11 protein-coding genes and 3 pseudogenes are annotated in these 14,082 nt (G+C 29.9%); 9 read left to right on the top strand and 5 right to left on the bottom strand.

Annotation, left to right across the window (positions count from 1 at the left end):
* Positions 1-154 precede the first annotated feature (154 nt).
* Both JJC03_RS11605 and JJC03_RS11600 read right to left on the bottom strand, forming a co-directional pair.
* Positions 155-520, bottom strand: a complete 366-nt coding sequence (locus JJC03_RS11605) for a PUR family DNA/RNA-binding protein (RefSeq protein ID WP_165624145.1) — start codon at positions 518-520, stop codon at positions 155-157.
* Between the two features lie 71 nt (positions 521-591).
* Positions 592-2,358 (bottom strand): ABC transporter ATP-binding protein, encoded by a 1,767-nt coding sequence (locus JJC03_RS11600; RefSeq protein WP_235873358.1) that lies wholly within the window; start codon positions 2,356-2,358, stop codon positions 592-594.
* Positions 2,359-2,557: 199 nt separating this feature from the next.
* On the opposite strand from JJC03_RS11600, the gene JJC03_RS11595 reads away from it, so the two are divergent.
* The 8 genes and pseudogenes from JJC03_RS11595 (at position 2,558) to JJC03_RS11560 (ending at position 7,320) form a co-directional block, all read left to right on the top strand.
* Positions 2,558-3,661 (top strand): Glu/Leu/Phe/Val dehydrogenase dimerization domain-containing protein, encoded by a 1,104-nt coding sequence (locus JJC03_RS11595; protein WP_088398080.1) that lies wholly within the window; start codon positions 2,558-2,560, stop codon positions 3,659-3,661.
* A 177-nt stretch (positions 3,662-3,838) separates the two neighbouring features.
* Entirely contained in the window at positions 3,839-4,747 is a 909-nt protein-coding gene (gene nusB / locus JJC03_RS11590; RefSeq protein ID WP_088445259.1) for a transcription antitermination factor NusB, read from the top strand.
* A gap of 6 nt (positions 4,748-4,753) precedes the next feature.
* A pseudogene (locus tag JJC03_RS11585) lies at positions 4,754-5,235 on the top strand (DUF1573 domain-containing protein).
* Between the two features lie 52 nt (positions 5,236-5,287).
* Positions 5,288-5,550, top strand: a pseudogene (yajC, locus tag JJC03_RS11580) (preprotein translocase subunit YajC).
* Between the two features lie 437 nt (positions 5,551-5,987).
* Positions 5,988-6,437 carry a transposase gene (locus JJC03_RS11575; RefSeq protein ID WP_235873357.1) on the top strand — a complete coding sequence of 150 codons (450 nt, stop codon included), beginning with the start codon at positions 5,988-5,990 and terminating at the stop codon, positions 6,435-6,437.
* 269 nt (positions 6,438-6,706) lie between these two features.
* Positions 6,707-6,799, top strand: a pseudogene (locus JJC03_RS19235) (IS3 family transposase); the annotation flags it as partial.
* Positions 6,762-7,181: a DDE-type integrase/transposase/recombinase gene (locus JJC03_RS18005; protein WP_088398085.1), complete on the top strand. Its 420-nt coding sequence runs from the start codon at positions 6,762-6,764 to the stop codon at positions 7,179-7,181. The pseudogene JJC03_RS19235 and the gene JJC03_RS18005, both read left to right, overlap by 38 nt.
* The gene (locus JJC03_RS11560) at positions 7,174-7,320 is read left to right on the top strand and encodes an IS3 family transposase (protein ID WP_088445257.1); all 147 of its coding nucleotides are present in this window, start codon (positions 7,174-7,176) and stop codon (positions 7,318-7,320) included. The genes JJC03_RS18005 and JJC03_RS11560 overlap by 8 nt, the downstream gene beginning before the upstream one ends.
* A 66-nt stretch (positions 7,321-7,386) precedes the next feature.
* Here the strand turns inward: JJC03_RS11560 and JJC03_RS18855 are convergent, their stop codons facing one another.
* The 3 genes from JJC03_RS18855 to gyrA form a co-directional block, all read right to left on the bottom strand.
* Entirely contained in the window at positions 7,387-8,205 is an 819-nt protein-coding gene (locus JJC03_RS18855) for a tetratricopeptide repeat protein (protein ID WP_309597648.1), read from the bottom strand.
* 224 nt (positions 8,206-8,429) lie between these two features.
* A complete protein-coding gene (locus tag JJC03_RS18850; protein WP_309597647.1) occupies positions 8,430-8,663 on the bottom strand; it encodes a hypothetical protein in 234 nt (77 codons plus the stop codon).
* 20 nt (positions 8,664-8,683) lie between these two features.
* A complete protein-coding gene (gene gyrA / locus JJC03_RS11550) occupies positions 8,684-11,230 on the bottom strand; it encodes a DNA gyrase subunit A (protein ID WP_165624135.1) in 2,547 nt (848 codons plus the stop codon).
* A 261-nt stretch (positions 11,231-11,491) separates the two neighbouring features.
* On the opposite strand from gyrA, the gene JJC03_RS11545 reads away from it, so the two are divergent.
* Complete coding sequence (locus JJC03_RS11545) at positions 11,492-14,038, top strand: ATP-dependent Clp protease ATP-binding subunit (protein WP_088398089.1); 2,547 nt, start codon at positions 11,492-11,494, stop codon at positions 14,036-14,038.
* The last annotated feature ends 44 nt before the right edge of the window (positions 14,039-14,082 follow it).

Raw genomic sequence — 14,082 nt, 5'->3', positions numbered from 1 at the left:
CTTTTTAAAAATAAATAGCTTTTTTAAAAAAATCCTAAATCTAAAAAACTATATTCTTCAAAATTAACAAACTAATAATTTCAAACCCTGTAATATAAAAAAAGGGCTAATTTAAAAAATCAACCCTTCTAAAATAAAATTACTTTAAATTTAATTAAATATCATCGAAATCAATATCCGTAAAAGAACTTCTTAAACTTTCTCCTTCTCTTTGATATTCCTTTTTAAAATCTTTTTGATGACGTTCAGAAATTACTTCTTCGCCTTTTTGATCTAAAACATAAGATGTCATTTCATCTAAAATGTCTTTAAATGCAGCAAAATCTTCTTTATATAAATAGATTTTATGCTTTTTAAAATGAAAAGACCCATCATCCTCCGTGAATTTTTTACTTTCCGTAATTGTGATGTAGTAGTCATCTGCCTTTGTGGAACGCACATCAAAGAAATAAGTTCTTCGTCCTGCACGTAATACTTTAGAAAAAATTTCTTCTTTTTCTAACATTTCGTTTTCGTTCATTCTCATTCTATCAAAATTATTTTGTGTTGTGATGCCCAAATTTGTAAAAAAAAATATTTACAGCCAAATATTTATTCAAAATCTTTTTCAGTTAATTGTTTTAAATATAACTTTTTATAATATCCTTCTTGATTTACTAACTGATTATGAGTTCCTTGCTGAATAATTCTCCCTTCTTGTAAAACTATTATTTTATCTGCACTTTTAGCTGATGAAATACGATGAGTCACCATGACAACCATTTGATTACCAGAATACTTCTCTAAATTACTTAAAATCTGTTCTTCTGTTTCTGTATCTACAGCTGACAAACTATCATCTAACAATAATACATTATCATCTTTTATTAAAGCACGAGCTATAGACACACGTTGTTTTTGTCCTCCTGAAAGACTAATCCCTCTTTCGCCTAACAAGGTTTGATATCCTTCTTTAAATCCTTCTATATTGTCATGAATAACAGCTTTTTTTGCTACTTTTATTACATCTTCCAAAGTTGCATTTTCTTTACCAAAACAAATATTATTAAAAATTGTATCTGAAAACAAAAAAGCTTCTTGAGGTACCATGCTTATAGATTTCCTTAATTTCTGCAATTGAATTTCTTTTACATCTACTCCATTTATAAAAACAGTTCCTTCCAATACATCATATAATCTAGGAATAAGTGATAAAAGACTTGTTTTACCAGAACCTGTAGAACCTATTATTACTACTCTTTCACCTTTTTTTATATTAAAGGATATATCTCTCAATACTAATTCTTTATTATCAGGGTAATAAAAATTTACATTTTTAAATTCTATAGTATTAATTGAATCAAAAGGTTTAGACTCCTCTAATTCATCTTTTATTTCTGGCACAATTTTTAAAAACTCATTAATTCTTTTCTGAGAAGCTTCTGCCTCTTGCACTAAAGAGGAAACCCAACCTATAGAAGTTACTGGCCAAATTAACATGTTAATATAAAGTATAAACTTAGCTATAACACCAAGATTTAACAAAGAACCTTGTATATACATATAACCCCCAACGGAAATTACTAATAAATTACTTAAACCTATTAATAACAACATTAAAGGAGCAAAAAAAGCTTGTGTTTTAGCCAAATCAATACTTTTTTTATAGTTAAGTTTTGAGAGTTCATTAAGTTCTAATTCTTTAAAAAACTGAATATGATAAGATTTAACAACTCTAATTCCTGAAAAATACTCTTGCACAAAACTGGTAAGTTTAGATAAATTTTGTTGAAAATCAGTACTTTTTCTATTAATTTCTGAACTTATTTTAAAAATAGCGTAAGCTAATAATGGCAATGGTAATAATACGACTATTGTTAGTATTTTTGATATTTTTATCATATAAAAAATAATAATGGCAAATCTAATTATTGTATTAATTGTATACATAACCGCTGGTCCAACATACATTCTTACCCGTGCTATATCTTCTGTAATACGATTCATCAAATCACCTGTTCTATTTTCTACATAAAAACTTTGACTAAGAATTTCATATTTTTTAAATACCTCATTTTTTATATCATATTCTACATGACGTGACATGACAATTAAAGTTTGACGCATTAAAAAAGTCAAAAAACCAGCAAATAAAGTAGCTCCTAAAATGAGAATGATATAATTTTTAAGATTATATCTTATTTCAGTTGAACTAGATTTATTATACCTAAAATATTGCTCTATTTCAGTAATAGAATCCCCTATTAACTCAGGAGTATACAAGGAAAAAAACTGAGCAATTATTGTTATTAAAATTCCTCCAAAAAAATGGTATTTATACTTTAAAAAATAAAGATTAATATATCTAAGCTCTTTCATTTTTTCAAAATAAAAACGTTTTAAATAAAAATACTTCAATAAAACTTTAATATTCAAACAGTAATTTAGCGAAAATAAAATTTTATTTTTTATAATTAGAACTAAATATTTTAGCTTATAATTGCAAAAAATTAATAGAAAAGCGTAATTTTGCAACGGTTTAAAAAAAACAAACCATACTATTTTAAAAACATTCATTATGATTACTGAATCTGTAAAAGCAAGTGAATTACATAAAGTTGACCCTGTATTTGGTCAAGTTTCATTTGATAATCACGAACAAATTGTTTTTTGCCACGACAAAGATACTGGTTTAAAAGCAATAATTGGTATCCATAACACGGTTTTAGGCCCTGCATTAGGAGGAACTAGAATGTGGAAATACACAAACGAGTGGGAAGCATTAAATGATGTACTGCGTTTGTCTCGAGGAATGACTTTTAAATCTGCTATCTCTGGTTTAAATTTAGGAGGTGGTAAAGCAGTAATCATTGGTGATTCAAAAGTTGACAAGACCCCTGAAATGATTGCTAAATTTGGCCAATTCGTAAATTCATTAAGCGGACGTTATATTACGGCTGAGGATGTTGGAACTACTACTCCAGATATGGATTTAATCCGCCAACACACAGCACACGTAACAGGTATTTCTGAATCTATAGGAGGATCAGGAAATCCGTCTCCAGTTACAGCATATGGTGTATACATGGGAATGAAAGCTGCTGCTAAATACAAATTTGGTTCTGAAAATTTAGACGGGAAAAAAGTTTTAGTACAAGGTATTGGTCATGTAGGAGAAACCTTAGTTGAATATTTAACAAATGAAGGCGCAAAAGTTGTTATCTCTGATATTAACGAAGCTCGTTTAACTGAAATAGGAAACAAGTATGGTGCTAAAATTTTCCAAGGAGATGATTTATATGCTGCCGATGTAGATATTTATGCTCCTTGTGCTTTAGGCGCAACTGTAAATGATGATACTATTAATAAATTACAAGCTAAAGTAATCGCTGGTGCTGCTAACAATCAATTAGCTGATGAAGTACGCCACGGTCAAATGTTAAAAGAAAAAGGAATTTTGTACGCTCCTGACTTTTTAATCAATGCTGGTGGTATTATTAATGTATACGGAGAAATAGCAAACTATGGTAAAGAAGAAGCTATGCGTAGAACAGAAAATATTTTTAACACTACTTTAGAAATATTTGATTATGCAGATACTAACAATATTACAACTCACGAAGCTGCTTTCAAAATTGCTCAAAACCGTATTGATCTAAGAAAGAAAGAATTAGCTAAATAATTCAATGATTAAAAAAACAAAAAAGTACAACAAAAATTGTTAATTACTTCTTTTCGTTAAAATATTTTAATCTACAAAAAATATGTATTTTGCGAAGCGAAAGAAACTCTTTCGCTTCGTTAATTTTTAAAAGTTCTTACAAAGGTGTTAAATAGAAGACATATCCGACTAAAAGTGATGCAGACCATATACGCAATGCATCAAAACCATTCAGATAATATTGAAAAAGAAGAAAAATTCTTGTTTAATAGTATCGATAATATGCAAGATTTATATCTTGTAACCGTTTCTTTATTACTAGAAATAAGAAAGAAAGAGGAAGAGTTTTTAGATTTATCTAGTAAAAAATATTTAGCTACCCGAGAAGAAAAAAATCCAAATTTAAAATTTGTTAACAATAAGGTTCTTCGTCTTTTAGAAGAAAGTAATTCACTATCTATAGCATTAACAGATCGAAAAATTAACGACTGGCATATACACGAGGAATACGTAAAGATTTTCACTAATGAAATCAAACAAAGTGATTTTTATAAAAAATACATGATAAATCGCACCAACGATTTTCAAGAAGATAAAGACTTTATCATCAATTTATTTACCGAAATTTTAGCACCAAACACAAAACTTTATGAATATCTAGAAGACCATAAATTAACTTGGATAGATGATATTCCTCTAATTAATACCTTTATAGCTAAACAATTAAGAGCTATTAAAAACGAAGATGATTTATTCTTTGTTCCTAAATTATTCAATGATATCGAAGATCGTGAGTTCGTATCACAACTTTTCCGCAAAACAACCCTAAATGAAGCAGCACTTGCTAAAGAATTTGCAGAAAAAACACCAAATTGGGAGGTAGAACGTATTGCAGAAATTGATACTATTATCCTAAAAATGGCTATTTGTGAATTATTAAAATTCCCTTCAATACCAGTAAAAGTAACAATTAACGAATATTTAGAGATTGCAAAAGAGTATTCTACTCCAAAAAGTTCTATATTTATCAACGGAATTTTAGATAATTTAGTAAAAGAGTTTAATACAAACGGCAAGTTAAAAAAGACGGGCCGTGGCTTAATGTAATACAACATGAAAAAATACAGCTTCGCATTTTTTACAATCCTATCATTGATTGCTTGTAAATCTAAAGATGAATTTGAGGTTCAACAACTTGATAGTAATAATTTAGTTACGCCACAAGGTATGCTTTCTATGAAAGAAGAAAGCATGAAAAAGAAACTAAAACCAGGAGAATATCCTAAAATAGAATTTGATAGTCCTCAACATGATTTCGGAACAATCAAACAAGGTGACAAAGTAGAACATATTTTTAAATTTACTAACACCGGAAAAAATGATTTATATGTAATTGAGGTTCGCCCTTCTTGTGGATGCACTGCTCCTGAATGGACTAAAACACCTGTAAAAAAGGAGAATCAGGCGAAATTAAAATTATTTTTAATTCTAAAGGAAAATCAGGAGAGCAAACTAAATCAGTTGCCCTACTAACTAATACAGAACAAGGAAACGAAGTTTTAACATTTAAAGCTAATATAATAGTAGAAAAATAATGCTACTAAAAACACCTTAATTCAATAATACAAAAACAGTAATTTAAATAAAATGACACAATTTTTACCTTATTTATTAATGTTTGTGGTAATGTTTGTATTTCTAATATTACCTCAACAACGAAAAATAAAAAAGAAAAAGAATTTGAATCTTCATTAAAAGTTGGAGATAAAATCATTACTAAAAGTGGTATTCACGGAAAAATAGCTGAATTAGCTGAAACTACAGTAATTGTAGAAACTATGGCTGGTAAAATAAAAATGGAACGTTCTGCTATTTCATCAGATATGACAAAAGCATTGAGTAAAAAATAAAATTTTTAAAAAATGTAAATAAAAAATAGCCATCATTTCTCTAATGACGGCTATTTTTTATTTATTTTATTTCATAATAATAGCAATTCAAACACTTCTTTGAATATCATCTAATATTATTATTATTTTTAGAAATAAATACAATTCATTTTAATTAAAGGAAAGCTCGAATAAAATGAATTAAGTGAAGCAAATCCGATAGTATTAATAATATGATTCTACTATTGCCAAGTAATAAAAATATACTACATTATTTATCTGAATCTATTTTTCATATAAATATTAGACTAATTTCTAATTTATACTTAAGCTTAAGTATTTTCTCTTCATTTTTCAAATTATACCTTTCCAATATTTTTCTAAACAATACCTAATTTTATTTTTACATTTAAATGTAAAATAATGATCTAAATTCATAAAAAACTCCTCAAGTTAACATGCCCGAAAAAGTTAGAGACTATTTGGGGCATTTTTATGAGCAAAAAAGAAGTTTTAAAGCAGAATTTAAACTTGAACAAGTTTTAAAGCACACCAAGCATTATCAATCCTATTGTTCTATTTCAAGAGAGTTTGGTATTGACAAATCTGTAATTAAAAGATGGGTTAGTTTGTATAAATCTATGAGGATTTTAGGTTTAGAAATCAATAAAACCAAAACTATTTTTAGTTTAGATTTTAAGTATAAAGTTGTCAGATATATACTCTCAAACAACTCATCATTCTTTGATGTTAATTTGAAGTTTGGAGTTCCTATCTCGTCTATTTTTCAATGGCAAAAAGATTTTAGTAATTTTAAAATAAAAGGATTATATCCTAAACCCAAAGGCAGGCCAAAATCTATGAGCAATTTTAAACGAAAAAAACACAAATCTAACAAGCGCCATTAACAAGAGAAAAGAACTTCTTTTAGAAAATGAAGTATTACGCTGTGAACTTGATGTTTTAAAAAAGTTGCAAGCCTTAATTCAAACAGAAGAAAAAGCCAAAAACGCAAGTAATAATGGAATTAAGGCATAAATATGATTTAGAAGTACTTTTAAATCATACAAGTATGGCACGAAGTAGTTTTTATTACCATCAAAAACAAAATAAATTACCTCATAAATATAAAGTGATTAAAGAGTTAATAAAGTCAATTTAGAACAAGCATAAAGATCGCTATGAATATAGAAGAATAACAGCTGAACTCCAAAATCAAGGCATCATAATCAATCATAAAACAGTTATTAGGATTAAAAAGCATTATTAGACTAAAAAAGTACAAATCATACAAAGGTGAACAAGGAAAAGTTGTTGCGAATGTTTTAGAGCGAAATTTTCACGCAACAACGCCAAATCAGAAATGGGCAACCGATGTAACGGAGTCTAATATCGCTGGAAATAAACTTTATTTGTCACCAATAATTGATTTTTTTAACCAAGAAACAATCAGCTATAAACTAACTGAAAGCCCCGTGTTTAATCAAGTAGTAATGATGTTAAAAAAAGCATTTAAAAAAACACCTAATAATATCAATCTTATTCTACATTCTAATCAAGGTTGGCAGTATCAAATAAAACAGTATCAAAATTTACTCAGAGAAAAAGGAATAAAACAAAGTATGTCAAAAAAAAGGAAATTGTTTGGATAATACTATTATTGAAAACTTCTTTGGTATATTAAAATCAGAAATATTTTGCACTCAAAAATTTAAATCAATAAAACAATTAAAACAAGAAATTATAAGTATATTATCTATTACGATAACGTCAGAATTAAATCAAAATTAAACAAAATGAGCCCGATTAAATATCGAGCTCACTATTACAAAATTAATTTTTTATAATCTATCTTAATTAATTTTTTGCTTTTAACGCTTTATATTTATCTGTCATATCAAGAGCATTATACATATTTAAAAGTGTATTTTTAATATCTTTATCACTTTCAAATAATTCATATGCCTTTTCTAAATGGGGAATAGCTGATTTATATAAATTTTCTCTTTTAACTTTTAAAGCTTCATATTTTTTCATATCCGCCGCTGAAGTACCTAATTTATTCATTTGATCAACAATTTCTTTCTCTCCATCTAGTTTTAAAACACCTAAATTTAAATACGCATTTTTATATCTAGGATCAATCTGAATTGCTTTTAAATAATAACCCTCTGCATCAATTTTTGCTTGTTTATCATTTGATTGTCCTGAAATAACACCTAAGTTATAAAATAAATCCGCATTATTGGGATCTTTAGCTAAAGCTTCTTGTGCAAATTTCTTATAAGTTGCATAATCATTTGCTTTTAAAGCAACCTCCATTCCAGCTGTATACAAGCTTGTATCTCCAGGATTAGCTTGTATAGCCTCTTCCACAGCTCTTTTAGCAGCTGCTAAATCACCTTTTTGGTTTAAAATTAAAGCTATATTTTTAACTATTTCTCCTCTTTTTGATGGTACATTTTCTGTTCTAGGAGCTTCGTGAGTTCCTATTTTTACAGAAAAATCTCTATCTTTAGCTGAAGCAAAAGTTTCTTCCTGCCCATTTGATTTATTTTTAGCTAAATAATTCGTTGCTTTTCCTGAATATTTTAAATCCTTCAACATTTTATAATAAGATAAAGCTGAATCGTAGTCTTCACCATTTATAGCCGTTCCTGCCGCATAATATAACATAGTAGTGTCTTTTTTATCTAAACCGTACACTTCATATAGTTTCTGAGCACTTTCTTTAAAACGTTTTGCATTTGAATCAGCAATAGCACTATTAGTTAACAGACGTTTAACTTCTATTAAAGACGTTTCTACTTGTCCTGTGTATTTAGATTTTCCTGAACTCGCTTCAGTATTTTTTAATTCATTATAAGCTTTTGCAGCCGCTACTAAACTTTTTCCTTCTTCTATATTTTTTTTGCTAATTCTAGATTTACATTTCCGAGCACAAAATAGTATTGTGCTTTTGTTGGATTATCTAAATTAACTACCATATATTCTATCTTATCTAACGCTGCTTTAGCTTCAGTTGGATTCCCTGATTTTAATGCTTTTTCAGCCGCTTTAATATCATCTTTTTGTGCAATTGCAGTAACTGACAAAAACAAAGCAGTTACTAGTGATAAACTTTTTATTTTCATTTTGTTTTTACTTTAATATATTATTCTTGGTTTTCTAATTCTGTTTCAGAATCAGGTGTTAAATGATCATTTAATTCATTTTGTTCTAAACTCTCTTCCTCTTCCTCTCTCATTACTTTACAAACTGCTGCAATAGAATCTTTTCCTTTAATATTAATCAAGCGTACTCCTTGTGTAGCGCGCCCCATTACACGTAAGTCTGAAACTCTCATTCGAATAGTTAATCCTGACTTATTAATTATCATTAAATCATCATCATCTGTAACATTATTAATAGCAATAAGTGAACCTGTTTTTTCAGTAATATTTAAAGTTTTTACTCCTTTACCTCCACGGTTTGTAATTCTATATACATCTTCCCCATCATCATCTACTAATTTAGTACGTTTACCATAACCATTTTCAGTAACTACTAATATTTGAGAGTCGTTTACATGATCTCTATCAATAGATACCATTCCTATTACTTCATCTTTTTCGTCAGCAAGAGTTACCCCTCTTACTCCTGAAGCTGTTCTACCCATTGGTCGGGTTTTTTCTTCTTCAAAACGAACTAATTTACCAGATTTACCTGCAATTAAAACTTGGCTATTACCTGTTGTTAATTTTGCTTCTAGTAATTCATCCCCATCTTTTACTGTAATAGCGGCTACTCCATTAGTACGTGGACGGGAATACTGTTCTAAAGAGGTCTTTTTAACTTGTCCTTCTTTAGTAACCATAATTACATAATGGCTATTAATATACTCTTGATCTTTTAAATCTTGTGTACAAATAAAGGCTTTTACTTTATCATCTTGCTCTATATTGATTAAGTTTTGAATAGCTCGTCCTTTCGCTACTTTGCTTCCTTCTGGAATTTCGTATACTCTCATCCAGAAACATTTTCCTTTTTGAGTAAAGAACAACATATATTGATGGTTTGTAGCCACATACATATGTTCTAAGAAATCTTGATCACGAGTACCTGCTGATTTTTGTCCCACTCCTCCTCTATTTTGAGTTTTGTATTCTGAAAGAGGAGTACGTTTAATATAACCTGCATGTGATATGGTAATAACAACTTGCTCGTCAGCAATTAAGTCTTCAATGCTCATATCTCCACCTGAATACTCTATTGTTGAACGACGCTCGTCACCGTATTTTTCTTTAACTTCTAGTAATTCTTCTTTAATTAAATCCATACGAAGTTCTTTACTTGCTAATAATGCTTTTAATTCAGCTATTAACTTCATAATTTCTTCGTATTCTGCACGTAGCTTATCTTGTTCAAGGCCTGTTAACTGTCTTAATCGCATTTCTACAATAGCACGAGCTTGAATTTCAGAAAGACTAAATCGTTCTATTAATTTTCCACGTGCTTCTTCTCCATCTTTTGAAGAACGGATAAGAGCAATAACTTCATCAATATTATCAGATGCAATAATTAACCCTTCTAAAATATGAGCTCTTTCTTCAGCTTTTCGTAAATCAAACTGAGCACGTCGTGTTACCACATCATGACGGTGTTCAACGAAATAATGGATTAAATCTTTTAGATTTAATAATTGAGGTCTACCATTTACTAACGCAATATTATTAACGCTAAATGAGGATTGTAATTGTGTGTACTTATATAATGTATTTAAGACAACATTGGGTACAGCATCTCTTTTTAAGATATAAACAATACGCATACCGTTTCTATCAGACTCATCTCGTATAGTTGATATACCTTCTATTTTTTTATCATTTACCAAGTCAGCAGTTTTTTTAATCATTTCTGCTTTATTCACTTGATAAGGTATTTCAGTTACAACGATTGCTTCACGACCTTCGACTTCTTCAAAACCAACTTTAGCTCGGATTACTACACGACCACGCCCTGTTTTAAATGCTTCTCGCACTCCATCCATTCCATAAATAACTCCTCCTGTTGGAAAATCAGGTGCTTTGATATAAGTAGCTAATTCATCTACTTCAATATCATTATTATTTATATAAGCCAAAGTTCCTTCTACTACTTCAGATAAGTTATGAGGAGCCATATTAGTAGCCATCCCTACAGCAATACCTGATGCTCCATTTACAAGTAAATTGGGTACTTTAGTTGGCATTACTTTTGGTTCTTCTAAAGTATCGTCAAAGTTTAATTGGAAATCAACAGTTTCTTTATCAATATCAGCTAACATTTCTTCAGAGAACTTCTTCATTCTAGCCTCTGTATAACGCATAGCAGCAGGACTATCTCCATCTATTGATCCAAAGTTACCTTGACCATCAACCATTAAATAGCGTAAGCTCCAATCTTGCGCCATACGCACCATGGCATCATACACGGAAGAATCCCCATGTGGATGATACTTACCCAACACTTCCCCTACGATTCTAGCTGATTTTTTATGTGGTCTATTAGAAAAAACTCCTAATTCATGCATTCCAAATAACACGCGGCGGTGCACAGGTTTTAAACCATCTCTAACATCTGGTAACGCCCTTGACACAATAACTGACATTGAATAATCAATGTAGGCTGATTTCATTTCGTCTTCAATGTTAATTGGAATTAACTTTTCTCCCTCAGACATAAGTATTTACGTTAATTTATCAAATTTTTTACAAACGCGCTAATATACGCATTTATCTGGTTTTAGGCACACTATACAAATTGTTATTTCATTTTTTTATTAACAAAGAAATAACCCTTATTAGTTAATAAATACCTATAATAACGTTTGTTCTTCTCAATTATTTTTTGTCTTTTAGCCTGACAGTAGAATTGATGTGGAATGTTTTTTGTAATTCCATTTATAAATCATTAAATTTACAATTACTAATAACTGTAAGATATGGATGACAATTTTTCACCAAGAGTTAGAGAAGTAATTACTTTTAGTAAAGAGGAAGCATTACGTTTAGGCCATGATTTTATTGGCACTGAGCACTTTATGCTTGGAATTTTAAGAGATGGCAATGGTTCTGCCATTCATATCTTAAACAATCTTTCTATTGATTTAGAACATTTACGTAGAAAAGTTGAGATATTAAGCCCTTCAAATCCTAATCCTACTTTAGGCAATGATAAAAAGAATTTACATCTAACAAGACAAGCTGAAAGAGCACTAAAAACTACTTTTTTAGAAGCTAAAGTTTTTCAAAGTACAACAATTAATACGGCTCATCTACTTTTATGTATACTGCGTAATGAAAATGATCCTACTACAAAATTATTGCACAAACTAAAAATTGATTACGATACAGCTAAAGAACAATATTTAACTATGATGCCAAACGAAGAAGATTTTCAAGACAACTTTCCTAAAAATGAATCATCTTATGGAGATGATTCAAGACAAGATGACAGCTTTAGTCAGGGTAATCCTTCTAATCCTGCCAACAAATCAAACAAAAAATCTAAAACACCTGTATTAGATAATTTTGGGCGTGATTTGACTGAAATGGCAGAAGAAGGTAAACTTGATCCTGTTGTAGGACGTGAAAAAGAAATAGAACGTGTTTCACAAATTTTAAGTAGAAGAAAAAAAAATAACCCTCTCCTTATAGGAGAACCAGGTGTTGGAAAATCAGCAATTGCTGAAGGATTGGCCTTAAGAATTGTACAAAAGAAAGTTTCAAGAATCTTATATAACAAAAGAGTTGTTACATTAGATCTTGCTTCATTAGTAGCAGGTACTAAATACCGTGGTCAATTTGAAGAACGTATGAAAGCAGTTATGAATGAATTAGAAAAAAATGATGATATCATTCTTTTTATTGATGAAATTCATACTATTGTAGGAGCAGGAGGTGCAACAGGTTCTCTTGATGCTTCCAATATGTTTAAACCTGCTTTAGCAAGAGGCGAAATACAATGTATTGGAGCTACTACTCTTGATGAGTACCGCCAATATATAGAAAAAGATGGCGCACTAGAACGTCGTTTCCAGAAAGTAATTGTAGATCCTACTACTATCGAAGAAACTATTACGATTTTAAATAATATAAAAAGTAAATACGAAGATCATCATAATGTGAGTTTTACTCCAGAAGCCATTGAAGCTTGTGTTAAATTAACAGAACGCTATATGAGTGACCGTTTTCTCCCAGATAAAGCTATTGATGCGTTAGATGAAGCAGGTTCTCGTGTACACATAACAAATATTGATGTACCTAAACAAATTCTTGACTTAGAACGTCAACTGGATGAAGTACGTGAATTAAAAAATACGGTTGTAAAACGCCAAAAATACGAAGAAGCAGCTAAATTACGTGACGATGAAAAGCGTATTGAAAAAGAATTAGCAATAGCACAAGAACAATGGGAAGAAGATTCTAAAAACAATCGAATAAGCGTTACTGAAGATAATGTTGCCGATGTAGTATCTATGATGACGGGGATTCCTGTAAACCGTATTGCTCAAACAGAGAGTAACAAATTAGCTCACTTACCAGAAATCTTAGATAAAAAAGTAATAGGTCAAAAAGATGCAGTTCAAAAAATTGCGCGTGCTATCCAACGTAATCGAGCAGGGTTAAAAGATCCTAACAAACCTATCGGTTCTTTTATTTTCTTAGGATCAACAGGTGTTGGAAAAACGCAATTAGCCAAAGTATTAGCCAAAGAATTATTTGACTCTGAAGAAGCTCTTGTTAGAATAGATATGAGCGAATATATGGAAAAATTTGCTATTTCTCGTTTAGTAGGTGCACCTCCAGGATACGTAGGATACGAAGAAGGAGGTCAATTAACAGAGAAAGTAAGACGCAAACCTTATTGTGTAGTACTTTTAGATGAAATTGAAAAAGCACATCCCGATGTGTTCAATATGATGCTACAAGTATTAGATGATGGATATTTAACAGACAGTTTAGGTCGAAAAATTGACTTCAGAAATACGATTATCATTATGACTTCTAATGTGGGAGCACGTCAACTAAAAGATTTTGGTCAAGGTGTAGGTTTTGGAACTGCTGCTAAACAAGCACAAGCAGATGATCATGCAAAAGGAGTAATTGAAAGCGCATTGAAAAAAACTTTTGCCCCTGAGTTCTTAAATAGAATTGATGATGTAATTGTTTTTAACTCTCTAGAAAAAGAAGATATTGATAAAATTATTAATATTGAATTACAAAAATTATACGCCCGCATTAAAGAACTAGGATATGAACTAGAATTAACGGAAGAAGCTAAAGCTTTTATTGCAGAAAAAGGTTTTGATAAGCAGTTTGGTGCACGTCCGCTAAAAAGAGCTATTCAAAAATATGTTGAAGATGCTTTAGCAGAAGAAATTATTACTTCTAAAATACATGAAGGAGATATAATTGAGATGGATTTAGATAGTGATTCACAAGAGTTAAAAATTCAAGTAAAAAAATCTCAAAAGCCTACAGACTAGTAGGCTTTTTTATTCAAAAATAGTTATTGTTATCTTATTTGGTT

This window comes from Flavobacterium oreochromis, from assembly GCF_019565455.1.
Classification (GTDB): Bacteria; Bacteroidota; Bacteroidia; order Flavobacteriales; family Flavobacteriaceae; genus Flavobacterium; species Flavobacterium oreochromis.
This window is presented reverse-complemented; position numbering and strand designations above follow the sequence as displayed.

What these genes read in the sequence shown, in the direction of transcription:
- JJC03_RS11605 (WP_165624145.1), bottom strand. Translation starts at nt 520, where the DNA reads ATGAACGAAAACGAAATGTTAGAAAAAGAAGAAATTTTTTCTAAAGTA.
- JJC03_RS11600 (WP_235873358.1), bottom strand. Translation starts at nt 2,358, where the DNA reads ATGAAAGAGCTTAGATATATTAATCTTTATTTTTTAAAGTATAAATAC.
- JJC03_RS11595 (WP_088398080.1), top strand. Translation starts at nt 2,558, where the DNA reads ATGATTACTGAATCTGTAAAAGCAAGTGAATTACATAAAGTTGACCCT.
- nusB (WP_088445259.1), top strand. Translation starts at nt 3,839, where the DNA reads ATGCAGACCATATACGCAATGCATCAAAACCATTCAGATAATATTGAA.
- JJC03_RS11575 (WP_235873357.1), top strand. Translation starts at nt 5,988, where the DNA reads ATGCCCGAAAAAGTTAGAGACTATTTGGGGCATTTTTATGAGCAAAAA.
- JJC03_RS18855 (WP_309597648.1), bottom strand. Translation starts at nt 8,205, where the DNA reads ATGTTATATTATGCGGCAGGAACGGCTATAAATGGTGAAGACTACGAT.
- JJC03_RS18850 (WP_309597647.1), bottom strand. Translation starts at nt 8,663, where the DNA reads ATGAAAATAAAAAGTTTATCACTAGTAACTGCTTTGTTTTTGTCAGTT.
- gyrA (WP_165624135.1), bottom strand. Translation starts at nt 11,230, where the DNA reads ATGTCTGAGGGAGAAAAGTTAATTCCAATTAACATTGAAGACGAAATG.
- JJC03_RS11545 (WP_088398089.1), top strand. Translation starts at nt 11,492, where the DNA reads ATGGATGACAATTTTTCACCAAGAGTTAGAGAAGTAATTACTTTTAGT.